We start from the raw sequence: 13,132 nt of genomic DNA on the forward strand, positions 1-13,132 counted from the left end.
CGGTGGCGCCGACGGGAGCGCTGCGACGCGCGTCACGCGTGGGCCGTGATGCCCGCTGCACCGAAGACGACGAAGGCCCGACGCGGATCGCGTCGGGCCTTCGTCATCGCTGGGTCAGCCGCGGCCTGGTGGCTTCGTCGGTTTGCCGCCCGGTTTGCCGGGCCCGGTGTTGCCGCCACCTCCGGTGCCGCCGGTGCCGCCCGTGCCGCCTGGTTTGATGATGGTCGTCTGGGGCTGGGGGAGCTGCTGCCGGTCAGCGCCGCGTGAGGTGTAGATCGTCACGAAGCTGCCGCTCGGCGCCTGGCCGTAGGGCGAGGTCCCGGCGACGAGGCCGTTCGGCACCGACGAGCTCATCGTGCCGCCGACGCCCGCGGAGAAGCCGGCCGCCTGGAGCGTCGTGATGGCATCGCCGACCGACATGCCCGTGACGCTCGGGATGTCGACCTGGTCGCCCTTGAGCAGCTTGTCCGACGGTTCGCCGAACTTGACGTCGGGCTGGCCGTCGAGGGCCCTGTTCATGATGGCCTTCCAGATCGGTGCAGCGATGGCTGCACCGTGCATGACCGGGTAGAACTCGCCGCCGACGCGGACGTTCTTCATGACTCGCGTCACCGGGTCGTACGGCGTGCCGACCCAGACCGCCGTCACGAGCTGCGGCGTGTAGCCCACGAACCACGACTCGTTGTTGTTGTTCGCCGTTCCGGTCTTGCCGGCCGACTGGCGGTTGCCGTCGTCGAGCTGGTTGCGGATGCCCGACCCGTTGGTCATGTTGTACTCGAGGAACTTGTCGGTGGCGCGTGCGACGTCGGGCTCGACGACCTGGTCGCACTTGGAGGCCGGCAGCGCGATGTTCTTGCCGCCTTGCGTGATCTTCGTGACGGCGACCATCGGGCACTTCTTGCCCTCGGCTGCGAGCACGCCGTAGGCGTGCGCGACGCCCTGCGGGGAGACGTCGTCGCCACCGAGGATGTACTGCGGGGCGTACTTGCCGATCGTCTGGCCGTCAGCGCGGTGCAGCCCGAGACGGATCATCGTGTCGCGGACCTTGCAGCCGCCGAGCTGCTCGACGAGGGCGACGAACGCGGTGTTGGTCGACAGCGCCGTCGCCTCCATGAGCGAGATCTTGCCGCCCTTGAACGGGGTGTCGTTGCGGACCTTCCAGGGCTCACCCGGGCCGCAGTTCTTGGTGCCGCCGGGCCACTCCTTGGGCGTGTACGTCGCCTTGCTCTCGCCGCCGGCGGCCTTGGCGTCGACCGACGACTTCGTGTTCATGCCGGACTGCATGGCCGTCACCAGAGCGAACGCCTTGGCCGTCGAGCCGAACTGGAAGCCGCCGGACCCGCCGTACTTCTTGTCGAGCGCCCAGTTGATGCCCGTCTCACCGCCGGCGTCCTTGCTGACGGAGTACGAGGTGTTCTGGGCGAAGGCAAGCACCTTGCCGGTGTTGGGGTCGGCGACGTAGGCCGCGGAACCGATGCGGGCCTTGTTGCCGATCGGCACCTTCTTGGTGATCTCCTTCTGCGCGTAGTCCTGCAGCTTGGGGTCGAGGGTCGTCGTGATGGTGACGCCGCCGCGGTAGAGGGTGCGCTTGCGCTCCTCGACCGTCTTGCCGAGCTGCGGCATGGCCAGGGCGTAGTTGACGATGAAGTCGCACCAGTACGGGTAGGGCGAGGCGAGGCACGTGCTCTTGGGCTGCGTCACGCGCATGTCCTGCTTGAGCGTGCGCTTCTTGGCGGCCTGCCACTGCTTGTCGGTGATCTTGCCGAGCTCGTGCATGCGGTCGAGCACGACGTTGCGTCGGGCCACGGCCTTCTTCGGGAAGTTCACGGGGTCCGTCGTGCCGGGGTTCTGCGTCAGTCCGGCGAGGAGCGCCGCCTGGGACAGGCTCAGCCTGCTCGCCGGGACGCTGAAGTAGTGCTGGGCCGCGGCCTCGACGCCGTAGGCGCGGTCGCCGTAGTAGACGAGGTTGAGGTAGCCCTCGAGGATCTGGTCCTTCGACAGCTTCTTCTCCAGCGTGATGGCGTACTTCAGCTCCTTGAGCTTGCGCATGTAGTCCTTCTTGACGGCCTCGGCGGCCGCCTCCTCGTTGCCGGAGCTGAGGGCGGAGTACTGGAGCGAGATCTTGACGTACTGCTGGGTGAGCGACGAGGCGCCGACCGAGGAGCCGTTGCGCAGGTTGGAGATGACGGCGCGGGCGGTGCCCTGGATGTCGATGCCACCGTGGTCGTAGAAGCGGTGGTCCTCGATCGCGACCTGGGCCTCGCGCATGATCGGCGCGATCCTGGTCAGCGGCACGACCGTGCGGTTCTGCTCCTGCGGCGTGGCGATGACGGTGCCGTCGGCCGCGAGGATGCGCGAGGTCTGGGCCAGCGGGTCGGTCGTGAACTCGCTCGGGAGCTCGTTGAAGACGTCGACCCCGCTGCGGGCGAGGGCACCCGTGGCGCCCACCGCGGGCATCACCAGGCCGGCGGCGAGCAGGCCGAGCACGAGCGCGGACGCGAGGAACGCGCCGAGCAGGCTGATGACGCCGCCGATCGAGGTAGTGCGTGAAGACATGGGCCCAAGGGTAACCGCTCACCCTATGGCCACAGTTTCTCCGCAGCCACCCGGGTCTGCGGGTGTCTCAAACGGGCCGTTCGCGCCTCGGATGACCATGGCGCCGGCCCCGAGGTGACTAGTCACCGTCTCAACTAAATGGTCCATAGGTGCTATGTCGGGCCGGGGCCAGCGCTCGTAATGTCTCGTTTGGGCCTTAGGGGGGTCCACTTGATCAGGATCGGTGGGACGGTCCGCGGTCAGTCCGGATGTCATGGGAGGCGCCGGGCGGGGAGGGGTAAACAATGAGTGCTGTCGCAATCGTGGATCCGTGGGTGGACGAGTGGGCCAGTCAGGCCAGCTGTTCAGGCACGGACCCGGATGCTCTGTTCGTCCGAGGCAAGGCCCAGCACGACGCGAAGGCCGTCTGCAAGACGTGTCCGGTCCTCGCGCAGTGCCTGGCCGAGGCTCTCGACAACCGGACCGAGTTCGGCGTCTGGGGAGGCATGACCGAGCGCGAGCGTCGGGCCCTGCTGCGCAAGCGGCCGGACATCACCTCGTGGAAGTCGGCGCTCCGGGCGGGCATGGCCTCACAGGTCAAGCACGACTGAGCCGCATCCACACCGACCGGTCTCCGGTCGCACGAGCCATACGTGAGCGGGGCCGTGGCCACCTGAGGGGTGGTTCACGACCCCGCTAGCGCGTGTCCGATCTCGCGCAGGCTGTCGAGGTCGTGGACGTCGCGTCCCAGCGCGGGCACGTGCACCACGGGTATGCCGGGGTGTGACCGTGAGAAGCGGTCCGCGAGCTCCCGCTGTCGCTCGGCCGTGCGCACGAGCGATGCGTGGAGCCGCAGCAGGCCGGCGGCGTTCGACGCCGACTTCGGACCCCCGCCCTCCTCGAGCGACTCCGCGGCGGCGAGCGCCCGTGACGGGGTGACTCCGGTCGCCGAGACGCGGCCGATGCGGTTGACGACGAGCCCGGCGAGCGGCATACCGTCCGCCTCGAGGCGGTCGACGAAGTAGGACGCCTCGCGGAGCGCGTCGCGCTCGGGTGCGGCGACGACGAGGAAGGCCGTGCCCTGCTCGGACAGCAGCCGGTACGTCTCGTCGGCGCGCTCGCGGAAGCCGCCGAACATCGTGTCGAGGGCGTTGACGAAGGTCTGGACGTCGCTGAGCATCTGGCCGCCGAGGATCTTCGTCATCGCCCCGGTCACGATCTGCACGCCGACGCCGAAGACCTTGAGGCCTGCGCGGCCGCCCGCCTTGGCCGGCGCCGTGAGCAGGCGGATGAACCGTCCGTCGAGGAAGCTGCCGAGCCGGTTGGGGGCGTCGAGGAAGTCCAGGGCCGACCGGGACGGCGGGGTGTCGACGACGATGAGGTCCCACGGGGCGTCCTCGGTGCCGGCGCTGGCCTTGAGCTGCCCGAGCTTCTCCATCGCCATGTACTCCTGCGTGCCGGCGAAGGAGCTGCTCACGGCCTGGTAGAAGGGGTTGGCGAGGATCTGCTCGGCCTTGCCCGGCTCGGAGTGGGCGATGACGACCTCGTCGAAGGTCCGCTTCATGTCGAGCATCATCGCGTGGAGGCTGCCGCCCGCGGAGGTGTCGATGTCGGTGACCGGCCGGGGTGTGTTGTCGAGCTCGGTGAGGCCGAGCGACTGGGCCAGACGACGAGCCGGGTCGATCGTCAGGACGACCACCTTGCGACCCGACTCGGCGGCGCGCAGGCCCAGGGCCGCGGCCGTCGTCGTCTTGCCGACGCCGCCCGAGCCGCAGCAGACGACGATCTGGGTCGCGGGGTCGTCGATGAGCGCGTCGACGTCGAGCGCCGGAGCCTTGCTCGAGACGGGGCCGGGGCTCATGCGTCGACCGTGCCGGCACCGACGTGCGGGTCGACCTGCGAGAGCTGCGGGTCGACGTGGTGGACGAAGAGCGGCACGAGGAGGTCGGCGAGCTCGCGGACCGAGCCGGAGTCGACGCCGTCGGGCAGGGCAGGCAGCGAGGCGATCGGAAGCCCGGTGGCCTCCAGGAGGGCGAGCTGCTCGCGCTCGAGGTCGATGCGCTGGGCGTGGTCGCGGGCCTCCTCGAGCAGGCCGTCGACGAGCTCGGGCGTCGCCTTGACGCCGGCCTCGCCGAGCTGGGTACGGATCGAGGGCTTGTGCAGCCGACCCTCGCGGGCCTTCTCGAGCGCGGTGTCGTCGAGGAGTGGCTCGCGCACCATGTTGACGATGATCGCCCCCGGGTGCAGGCCCTTGGCGCGCAGGTCCTCGATGGCCTCGAGCGTCTCCTGGACCGGCATCTCCTCGAGCAGGGTCACGACGTGCACGACGGTCTGCTCGGACTCGAGCAGGCGGGTGATCGAGCCGGCCTGCGAGGCGATCGGCCCGACGCGGGCGAGGTCGGCGACCTCGGAGTTGACCGAGAGGAAGCGGCCGATGCGTCCCGTCGGCGGGGCGTCCAGGACGATGCCGTCGTAGACCGGGGCGGCGTCGCCCTTGTGCTTGCCGTCGCGGCGGCGCCGGTTGGCCTCGTAGATCTTGCCGATGAGCAGGACGTCCCGGACGCCGGGCGCGATGGTGGTCGCGAAGTCGATGGCGCCGAACTTCTCGAGGAGCTTGCCCGCGCGTCCGAGCTTGTAGAACAGGTGGAGGTACTCCAGCAGGGCGGCCTTGGGCTCGATTGACAGGCCGACGACCTCGCCGCCCCCCGGCAGCCGCACGATGCGGGTCTCGTCGGTGCCGAGCGGGGGCACGTCGAAGGTCTGGCTGATGCCCTGGCGGCCCTCGACCTCGGTCAGCAGCACGTGGGCCGGTGTCGACGCGAGGGCGAGTGCGATCGCCGAGGCGACCGTGGTCTTGCCCGTGCCGCCCTTGCCGGTGACGACGTGCAACCGCGCTCGCGCAAAGGTGGGGCCGGTCGTCACGCGTCCACTCTAGGACCCGCCCCACACCCACCCCCGTTCGAGGTGATCCCGGTAGCACCGTGGGTGTCGGAATCACCTCGACCGAGGCCGACCCACCGCCGGTTCGAGGTGATCGCGGTAGCCGCACCGGTGGCGGGATCACCTCGAACCGGCTCGGGCGGGCTGGTGCGTCAGGCGGCGGGGTGCTCGAGCTGGGCGTGGCCCTGGGCCACCTGGCTCATGAACTCGTCGGTGAAGACACGCAGCCCGACGAGGTCGATGCGGAGCGCGCGGTCCCCCTTGAGGACGAGCGCGTTGGTGCGGAGGTTGTCCGCCGAGACGGCCAGAGCGCGCCGGTGCTGGACGCCGTCGATCTCGACCACGAGCCCGTTGCGCCAGCGGACGTCGAGATAGACCCGACCTCGATCGGTGCGCACGACGACCTGCCGGTCCGGCTCCGGGAGCCCGCGCTCGCGGCACAGCCGGGCGAAGTCGAGCTCGCCCAGCGACTGCACACCGAGCGCGATGTCACGCACGACTTCCTTGACGAACGCCCTGCGACGTCTGCCCCGGAGCTGCCTGGTTGCCCGCAGCAGCTGCTCCGGGGAGGCCAGTCCCTGCTGCGCCGTCATGAGCAGGATGAGCGCCGCCTGCCGGTTGCTGACGGCCCAGTGCGCCGCACGGACCGCCGCCACCGCCGGGCGTGTCCGGGGGATCCCGACCTCGATCACCTCGCCGTCGACGCGCCGGATCACCTTGTGCGGCGCCACACCGCGGGGCCAGGTCACACGGGCAGTGTGGACGACGGAGCAGTGGATCGCCGGGTCGTCGTAGTGCTCGAGTCCGGCGACCTGAAGCGCTGTCACGCCATCGAGCGCAGCGACGTCCGGCCCGACCTCCCAGACGGCACGCCACAGGGTCTCCTCACGGCTCAGTGGACGGGTGTGCACGGCGACCGTGACGTCGCCGTGCACCACCCACCGCTCCAAGCGAACTTCGTAGGCCACGTGACGTCGCTCGATACCAGCTGACCGAAGCATCGCCCGCGACACGACCCCGCCGTGACGCTCGGCGAGCTCACGGGCGATCCGCCGTCGTTCCGGACCCTTCATGCGTCCCAAGGTCGCGGTGTCCCCGGTCCGGGGCGAGCGGCATACGCACGCCTGTGGACGGGGAGGCAGCGGCCGGGTGGGGCTGTGGACACCCGGTTCGAGGTGATGTCGGCACGGCCGTGGCCCCCGCGATCACCTCGAACCGAGGGAGGCGACGCCGAGTCGAGGTGATGTCGAGACCGACGAGGCTGCCGCGATCACCTCGAACCGGCGCGCGCAGGGGCAGTCAGGTGAGGGAGCGGACGGCGGCGAGGACGGATGCGAACGCCTTGGACTGCGGGTCGATGACGGCGAAGTGGTCGGCGCCCGGCACGACCTGCTCGGTCACGTCGCCGCCGGCGGCCTTCGCCTGCGCGACGTAGTCGTGGGCCACGGCCAGCGGCACGGTGTCGTCGTCGGTGCCGTTGACGAGCCGCACCGGCACCTTCGGCGGAAGGGTCGACATCGGGTCGGCCGAGGCCCACGCGGCCGTGCCCGGCCCGGACCCGACGAAGTCACGCGTCGCGTCGGACCCGAGGTGCAGCCGGTCCGCAGCACCAAGGTCGACGACGCCGGCCAGCGACACGACTCCCGCGATCCTGCGCTCGCGGGCCCAGGACTGGCCGGCGGCCCACGCGACGAGGTGACCCCCGGCCGAGTGACCGACGAGGACGAGCGGCTTGGGCAGGTCGGGCTGCGCGGCGACGGACGCGAGGAGGTCGCGCACGTCGTCTAGGGTTCCGGGGACGCCGCCACCCGGCATACCGACTCGGCGGTACTCCGCCAGCACCACGTGGTAGCCCGCCGACGCGAAGGCGTGGGCCTCGGGCAGCGCGTGCTCGCGGTCATACTCGGCGCGCCAGAAGCCGCCGTGGACGACGACGACCGTGGCCGTCACCGCCGGCGCGACCGCAGCCGGCGGCAGGATGTCGTAGACCTGCGCGGCGTCGCTGCCGTAGGAGCGGGTCGAGGCGCTCGTGGGGGACGCCGTCGAAGGGCTGCTCGTCATGGGCGTCATGGTGTCACCCGCGCCACCGACGCACCCCGAGAGAGCCGTGGTGACACTGAGTAGGGTGATGGCCATGACCCAGTGGGAATACCTCACCGCACCGCTTCTGATCCACAACACCAAGCAGATCCTCGACAACTTCGGGGCGGACGGGTGGGAGCTCGTCCAGATCGTCAACGGTCCCGACGGCACGAGCCTCGTCGCCTACTTTAAGCGCCCGAAGTCCTGAGGAGTCACCGCCATGTCTGCAGTCGAAGACCGCCTGTCCGAGCTCGGCCTCACCGTGCCCGAGGTCGTGCCGCCCGTCGCCGCCTACGTCCCCGTCGTCCGTGAGGGCGACCTCGTGTTCACTTCGGGTCAGCTGCCCATGGTCGACGGTTCCCTCGCCGCGACCGGCAAGGTCGGCGCCGAGGTCGACGCCGAGACCGCCAAGTCCCTCGCCGAGACGTGTGCCCTCAACGCGATCGCGGCCATCAAGTCCGAGATCGGCGACCTCGACACGGTGACCCGTGTCGTCAAGGTCGTCGGTTTCGTCGCCTCCGACCCGGGCTTCACCGGCCAGCCCGGGGTCATCAACGGCGCGAGCGAGCTGCTCGTCAAAGCCTTTGGTGACAAGGGGATCCATGCCCGTTCGGCCGTCGGTGTCGCTGCGCTCCCGCTGGACGCACCTGTCGAGGTCGAGGTCATCGTCTCCGTCGCCCGGTGAGCGCAGGTGAGCGCCAGGTGACCAGCACCACGGGTCGTCGGTTCCCCCTGACCACGACGCCCGGCATCTCCGACGCGGCCAGTCGCTGGCTCGCGGGGGAGCGCTGGGACGAGGCGGAGCCCCGACGGGCCAGCACCGTGATGCTCGTGCGCGACGGCGACGGCATCGGCGGCGTCACCGGTCCCGAGGTCTTCATGCTCCGGCGCGTCTCCGGGATGGAGTTCGCGCCGAGCACGATGGTCTTCCCCGGTGGCTCCGTCGACGAGCGGGACGGCGAGATCGGTCTGCCCTGGGCCGGCCCGTCGCCGTCCGAGTGGGCCGACCGGCTCGGCTGCTCGCCCGCCGAGGCGCAGACGTACGTCGCGGCCGCGATCCGCGAGGTCTTCGAGGAGTGCGGCGTGCTCCTCGCGAGCCCGTCGGCGAGCGGACCGCTGGCGATGGTCGACGGGCCGGAGTGGCTCGACATCCGTCTCGCCCTCGTCGACCGCCGGCTCTCGCTGGCCGACGTGCTCCGCGACAAGGGCCTCGTCCTGCGCTCCGACCTCATCGTCGCCAAGGCGCACTGGCTGACGCCCGTCTTCGAGCCGCGGCGCTACGACACGTGGTTCTTCGCCGCGCTCATGCCGCCCTTCCAGGTGGCCGACGGCGAGACCACCGAGGCCGACCAGGCCACGTGGGTGGTCCCGGCCGAGCTGCTGAGGGCGTATGCCGCCGGGTCGGCTCTCATGCTGCCCCCGACGGTCGTGTGCGTGGAGGAGATCCGCGACGCCCCTTGTGCCGCAGACGTCGTCGTGCACAGCGACACCCTCCCGCTCATCATGCCGGAGGTCGTCGACGGTCCTGACGGGGCGGCCATGGAGATCGTCGAGCGATGAGCCCGGTGACGCCGTCGGGTCGGCCTCGGGAGGTGGCGCGGTGATCGGGACCGCGGCCGACCCCGGCTGGCGCGGCGGCGTCACGAGCGAGCGCGCCGAGTGCGTGCTGTGCCCCAACCCGTCGCCGATGACCCTCGACGGCACCAACACGTGGCTGCTCGCCGAGCCCGGGTCCGGCGAGGTCGTCGTCGTCGACCCGGGACCGCTCGACGAGGGCCACCTCCAGCACGTCCTGCGCCGCGTCGCCGACTCCGGTCGACGGGTCGCGCTCACGCTGCTCACCCACGGCCACGACGACCACGCCGAGAGCGCCGACCGCTTCCACGAGCTGACCGGCGCCCCGGTCCGGGCGTTCGGGCGCGGCCACGACGACCTGTGGGCCGGCGAGACCATCGCCGTCGGCGGCCTCGAGATCCTCGCCGTCGAGACGCCGGGTCACACGAGCGACTCGTTCTCCTTCGTGCTGCCGGCCGACAACACCCTCCTCACCGGCGACACGATCCTCGGGCGGGGCACCACCGTCGTCGCCTGGCCCGACGGCAGCCTCGAGTCCTACCTCGCCTCGCTCGACCGCATCGAGGCACTGACCCGGGCCGGCGACGTCACGAGCCTGCTCCCTGGCCACGGGCCGTTCGTCGCCGACGCGGCCGCGACCGTGGCCTTCTACCTGAAGCACCGTGCCGAACGGCTGGACCAGGTGCGTGACGCGGTCGCCCGAGGTGCGCAGACGGCATACGCCGTCGTCGAGCAGGTCTACGCCGACGTGCCGCGGAGCGTCTGGCCGGCGGCCGAGCTGTCGGTGCAGGCGCAGCTGGAGTACCTCCGCACCCACCCGTGAGTGCGAGACTCCGGCCATGGACGCGGGGACCGACGCAGGGATGGACGAGCTGGCGGCTGCGGCGGTGGCGCTCGTGGGCGACCGCCGCCGGGTGGTGCTCGGCATCGCCGGGGCGCCGGGTGCGGGCAAGTCGACCCTGGCCGAGGCCCTCGTCGAGGCGGTCGCCTCCCGAGAGGGGGACGGCTGGGTCGCGCAGGTGCCGATGGACGGCTTCCACCTCGCCGACGCCCAGCTCGACCGACTGGGTCTGCGCTCGCGCAAGGGTGCGCCCGACACGTTCGACGCCGACGGGTATGCCGCCCTGTTGCGCCGTCTCGTCGAGCAGCCCGACACGTGGGTCTATGCGCCGGGCTTCGAGCGGACCCTCGAGCAGCCGGTCGCGGCGGCCGTGGTCGTGCCTCCCAGCGCGCGTCTCGTCGTGACCGAGGGCAACTACCTGCTGCTGCCCGAGGAGCGTTGGGAGCGGGCCAGGGCCCAGCTCGCCGAGGTCTGGCTCGTGTCGGGTGACGACGACCTGCGCCGGTCGCGGCTCCTCGAGCGCCACGTCCGGTTCGGCAAGGCGCCGGCCGAGGCCGAGGCCTGGGTGGCGGGCAACGACGACGTCAACGCGGCGCTCGTCCTGGCCACCGGCGACGCCGACCGCGTCGTGCTCAACGGGCCGGACGGCTGGTCCCTCAGCGGTTGAGGTGTTCGGCGACAGGTTGTGCCGGCGCGTTTACCTCAACCGGGTGGGGAGGCGAGTGGGCTTGCGGCCCAGTCGAACTCGCGGTGTTCAGCGAGCGCGGCGCTTGAGCCGCTCGACGTCCTGCAGGAGCACCGCGCGCGCCTCGAGACGCAGCCAGCCACGCGTTGCGAAGTCGGCGAGGGCCTTGTTGACGGTCTCGCGGGACGCGCCGACGAGCTGCGCGAGCTCCTCCTGGGTGAGGTCGTGGGAGACCATGATCCCGCCCTCGACCGGGCGCCCGAAGCGCTCGGACAGGTCGAGCAGGGCCTTCGCGACACGACCCGGGACGTCGGTGAAGACGAGGTCGGCCAGGTGGGCGTTGGTGCGGCGCAGGCGCTGGGCGAGCGCCGCGAGCAGGGCCTTGGACACCTCGGGGCGGCCCGTGAGGACCACCGTCAGCGAGTCGTTGCCGAGGCCGAGCAGCTGCGTCTCGGCAACGGCCGTGGCCGTCATCGTGCGTGGGCCCGGGTCGAAGAGGCTGAGCTCGCCGAACATCTCGCCGGGGCCGAGGATCGCGACGAGGTTCTCGCGGCCGTCGGGGCTCGTGCGGCCGAGCTTGATCTTGCCCTCGGCGATGACGTAGAGCGTGTCGCCCCGGTCACCCTCGTGGAAGAGCTCGTCGCCGCGCTCCATGTGCGACCGGCTCATCTCCGACTGCAGCGCGGAGGCCGCCTCGTCGTCCAGAGCCTTGAACAGGGGCGCACGCCTCACCACGTCGAGATCCACGGGGTCAGTGTGCCACGTCGCCTCCGCCGCTGCCCTGTCACCGCAGGGGTTTCGGGACGCGGGTCTCAGTCGTCGATGCGGTAGTCGATGGGCTTGCACACGCCGTTGTTGGACTTCTCGGCCGAGCAGGCGGTGAGGCCGACGACGAGGTCGGCCTCGGCGCGCAGCACGAACCGGTCACCGGCGGTCGAGGTCGGGGGGTCGATGTGCAGCTCGCCGTCCCGCTCGGCCCACACGTTCATGAAGATATTGAGCGTCGTCGAGATGCGGTCGGGGTCGACGCCGAAGTCCGCCATGTTCGTCGCGAGGTTCTCGAAGCAGCTCGGGTGGTAGGCGCCCTCGAACTCGGGGTAGAGCAGGTCGAACGTCTGCTGCGAGCACGGCGTGAGGAGCAGGTCGTGGTGCCCGCACGTGTCCTCCACGACGGTCGCCATCGGCCGGCTCCTGTTGCTGTAGAGCACCCGGCCCGTCGTCACGGCCGTCGAGTTGGCGTAGTCGATGGTGCGACCGGAGCTCAGCCACTCGTCCCGGTCGTCGGCCATGACGGCGAAGAAGTCGCTCACCTGCTCGCCCGTCGGGTCGATGACCGTGAGGCGCTGCCCGGCCCGCAGGAGGAAGGCGGTGCCGGTCTGGGGGGCGAGACGGGTCAGGTCCATCCCGTCACGGTAGTCGCCGGCCGGTTGGAGCACCGGGCCGCCGGGGCCGAAGAGGCGGTCGGTCGTGAGCCGTGCGTCCTGCGAGATCGTCATCCTTGCTCCCTGTGTCATGCGTGCTGTTCCTGGTGCTGTTGGTCTCGCGGGTCTCGCGGGTCTCGCCGGTCTCGCGGGTCTCGTGCACCTCGAGCGGCGGCTCCCAGCCCGCGGTGTGCCGCCGGCCGGAGTACTGGAGCGCCTCGGTGCTGTCGCCGTGGTCGGCCACCATCGGGTTGACGAAGCCCTGGAGGTCCTCGTCGCGCCGACGGATCGTGGCGCGCATGCCGTCGAAGCGGCCCTCGGCCCGCAGCTCCTCGAACTGGTCGTGCGGGTTGAAGACGAGGGTCGGCAGCGGCGCCCGGCGGGCCACGCGCGACGCGGCCGGGTGGAGCCCGACGATGAAGTACGCGGTGCCGCCGGCGCTGAAGGCGAAGTGCGGGTCGTTGGGGTCGGAGCCCACCCCGTCGGCCCAGCTCTGGTCGTCGGCGTCGTGCAGGCGCTGGAGCAGGGCGAAGAGGGAGGTCTCGAAGCCGGCCTCGTCGGTGGGCGTCGGTCCCCGGAACGTCGCGATGAAGGAGTGGAAGCCGCTCTCGCCCTCGATGGACCGAGCGAACGCCTCGAGCCGCTCGAGCAGCCGGCCCGGGACGTCGGGGTCGGTCATGTCGTCGAGGACCACGTGCGCGACGCTGCCGCGCCGGAAGACGGACTTGGCCCCGAGGCAGGGGAACTCGGCGTGGGTGACCATCAGCTCGAGGGCCCGGACGACATCGGCCTCGGAGGCCTGGGCAAGGTCCATCCCGGCGAGCAGGTCGAGCGTCGTCTCGAGGCCGTGCTGCTCCTCAGGGACGTCCAGCGTGGCTTTGTTCGGGTTCGGTGCTTCGGTGCGCGTATCCGTTGACATGTCGGACTCCTCCCGTGCAGGCAGGACGTACCCACCTCGGGTTCGCTTCGCGCGCAACCTTGGACGCGACCGGGACGCAACCGCACCAAACCCTGGACGAGTCCCACCCGACCGACCGCACGACGGAGCCGGAC

The 13,132-nt window shown here is 71.0% G+C and carries 14 protein-coding genes; 6 read left to right on the forward strand and 8 right to left on the reverse strand.

The window, feature by feature from the left end; all coding sequences use genetic code 11:
• Positions 1-114: 114 nt before the first annotated feature.
• A complete protein-coding gene (locus ASG96_RS01455; RefSeq protein ID WP_056761536.1) occupies positions 115-2,556 on the reverse strand; it encodes a transglycosylase domain-containing protein in 2,442 nt (813 codons plus the stop codon).
• A gap of 284 nt (positions 2,557-2,840) precedes the next feature.
• On the opposite strand from ASG96_RS01455, the gene ASG96_RS01460 reads away from it, so the two are divergent.
• A complete protein-coding gene (locus tag ASG96_RS01460; RefSeq protein ID WP_056761538.1) occupies positions 2,841-3,146 on the forward strand; it encodes a WhiB family transcriptional regulator in 306 nt (101 codons plus the stop codon).
• Positions 3,147-3,220: 74 nt separating this feature from the next.
• Here the strand turns inward: ASG96_RS01460 and ASG96_RS01465 are convergent, their stop codons facing one another.
• From ASG96_RS01465 to ASG96_RS01480, 4 genes are all read right to left on the reverse strand, one after another.
• Entirely contained in the window at positions 3,221-4,396 is a 1,176-nt protein-coding gene (locus ASG96_RS01465; RefSeq protein WP_057586158.1) for an ArsA family ATPase, read from the reverse strand.
• Positions 4,393-5,457 (reverse strand): ArsA-related P-loop ATPase, encoded by a 1,065-nt coding sequence (locus ASG96_RS01470; protein ID WP_057586161.1) that lies wholly within the window; start codon positions 5,455-5,457, stop codon positions 4,393-4,395. Before ASG96_RS01470 ends, ASG96_RS01465 begins: the two co-directional genes overlap by 4 nt.
• Before the next feature lie 170 nt (positions 5,458-5,627).
• Positions 5,628-6,548: a hypothetical protein gene (locus tag ASG96_RS01475; RefSeq protein WP_162262000.1), complete on the reverse strand. Its 921-nt coding sequence runs from the start codon at positions 6,546-6,548 to the stop codon at positions 5,628-5,630.
• A 226-nt stretch (positions 6,549-6,774) separates the two neighbouring features.
• On the reverse strand, positions 6,775-7,536 hold the full coding sequence (locus ASG96_RS01480) for a S9 family peptidase (protein ID WP_057586703.1): 762 nt from the start codon (positions 7,534-7,536) through the stop codon (positions 6,775-6,777).
• Positions 7,537-7,609: 73 nt separating this feature from the next.
• Between ASG96_RS01480 and ASG96_RS23040 the strand changes: the two genes are divergently transcribed.
• Genes ASG96_RS23040 through ASG96_RS01500 form a run of 5 tightly spaced genes read left to right on the forward strand, consistent with a single transcriptional unit; the run spans position 7,610 to position 10,640 of the window.
• Positions 7,610-7,765 carry a DUF4177 domain-containing protein gene (locus ASG96_RS23040; RefSeq protein ID WP_142179199.1) on the forward strand — a complete coding sequence of 52 codons (156 nt, stop codon included), beginning with the start codon at positions 7,610-7,612 and terminating at the stop codon, positions 7,763-7,765.
• A 12-nt stretch (positions 7,766-7,777) separates the two neighbouring features.
• Positions 7,778-8,242 carry a RidA family protein gene (locus ASG96_RS01485; RefSeq protein WP_020145788.1) on the forward strand — a complete coding sequence of 155 codons (465 nt, stop codon included), beginning with the start codon at positions 7,778-7,780 and terminating at the stop codon, positions 8,240-8,242.
• Between the two features lie 17 nt (positions 8,243-8,259).
• A complete protein-coding gene (locus ASG96_RS01490) occupies positions 8,260-9,117 on the forward strand; it encodes an NUDIX hydrolase (RefSeq protein ID WP_057586705.1) in 858 nt (285 codons plus the stop codon).
• A gap of 40 nt (positions 9,118-9,157) precedes the next feature.
• Entirely contained in the window at positions 9,158-9,955 is a 798-nt protein-coding gene (locus tag ASG96_RS01495; RefSeq protein WP_057586164.1) for an MBL fold metallo-hydrolase, read from the forward strand.
• Between the two features lie 16 nt (positions 9,956-9,971).
• Positions 9,972-10,640 carry a nucleoside/nucleotide kinase family protein gene (locus ASG96_RS01500; protein ID WP_056761555.1) on the forward strand — a complete coding sequence of 223 codons (669 nt, stop codon included), beginning with the start codon at positions 9,972-9,974 and terminating at the stop codon, positions 10,638-10,640.
• An 87-nt stretch (positions 10,641-10,727) separates the two neighbouring features.
• Here the strand turns inward: ASG96_RS01500 and ASG96_RS01505 are convergent, their stop codons facing one another.
• From ASG96_RS01505 to gntA, 3 genes are all read right to left on the reverse strand, one after another.
• Positions 10,728-11,405 (reverse strand): Crp/Fnr family transcriptional regulator, encoded by a 678-nt coding sequence (locus ASG96_RS01505; RefSeq protein ID WP_057586165.1) that lies wholly within the window; start codon positions 11,403-11,405, stop codon positions 10,728-10,730.
• A 65-nt stretch (positions 11,406-11,470) separates the two neighbouring features.
• Entirely contained in the window at positions 11,471-12,172 is a 702-nt protein-coding gene (locus ASG96_RS01510) for a DUF1989 domain-containing protein (RefSeq protein ID WP_235509017.1), read from the reverse strand.
• Entirely contained in the window at positions 12,066-12,998 is a 933-nt protein-coding gene (gene gntA, locus ASG96_RS01515; RefSeq protein ID WP_057586166.1) for a guanitoxin biosynthesis heme-dependent pre-guanitoxin N-hydroxylase GntA, read from the reverse strand. The genes ASG96_RS01510 and gntA overlap by 107 nt, the downstream gene beginning before the upstream one ends.
• Positions 12,999-13,132: the final 134 nt, after the last annotated feature.

The sequence above is a fragment of the Terrabacter sp. Soil810 genome (assembly GCF_001429645.1).
GTDB lineage: Bacteria > Actinomycetota > Actinomycetes > Actinomycetales > Dermatophilaceae > Terrabacter.

What these genes read in the sequence shown, in the direction of transcription:
- ASG96_RS01455 (WP_056761536.1), bottom strand. Translation starts at nt 2,556, where the DNA reads ATGTCTTCACGCACTACCTCGATCGGCGGCGTCATCAGCCTGCTCGGC.
- ASG96_RS01460 (WP_056761538.1), top strand. Translation starts at nt 2,841, where the DNA reads ATGAGTGCTGTCGCAATCGTGGATCCGTGGGTGGACGAGTGGGCCAGT.
- ASG96_RS01465 (WP_057586158.1), bottom strand. Translation starts at nt 4,396, where the DNA reads ATGAGCCCCGGCCCCGTCTCGAGCAAGGCTCCGGCGCTCGACGTCGAC.
- ASG96_RS01475 (WP_162262000.1), bottom strand. Translation starts at nt 6,548, where the DNA reads ATGAAGGGTCCGGAACGACGGCGGATCGCCCGTGAGCTCGCCGAGCGT.
- ASG96_RS01480 (WP_057586703.1), bottom strand. Translation starts at nt 7,536, where the DNA reads ATGACGAGCAGCCCTTCGACGGCGTCCCCCACGAGCGCCTCGACCCGC.
- ASG96_RS23040 (WP_142179199.1), top strand. Translation starts at nt 7,610, where the DNA reads ATGACCCAGTGGGAATACCTCACCGCACCGCTTCTGATCCACAACACC.
- ASG96_RS01485 (WP_020145788.1), top strand. Translation starts at nt 7,778, where the DNA reads ATGTCTGCAGTCGAAGACCGCCTGTCCGAGCTCGGCCTCACCGTGCCC.
- ASG96_RS01500 (WP_056761555.1), top strand. Translation starts at nt 9,972, where the DNA reads ATGGACGCGGGGACCGACGCAGGGATGGACGAGCTGGCGGCTGCGGCG.
- ASG96_RS01510 (WP_235509017.1), bottom strand. Translation starts at nt 12,172, where the DNA reads ATGACACAGGGAGCAAGGATGACGATCTCGCAGGACGCACGGCTCACG.
- gntA (WP_057586166.1), bottom strand. Translation starts at nt 12,998, where the DNA reads ATGTCAACGGATACGCGCACCGAAGCACCGAACCCGAACAAAGCCACG.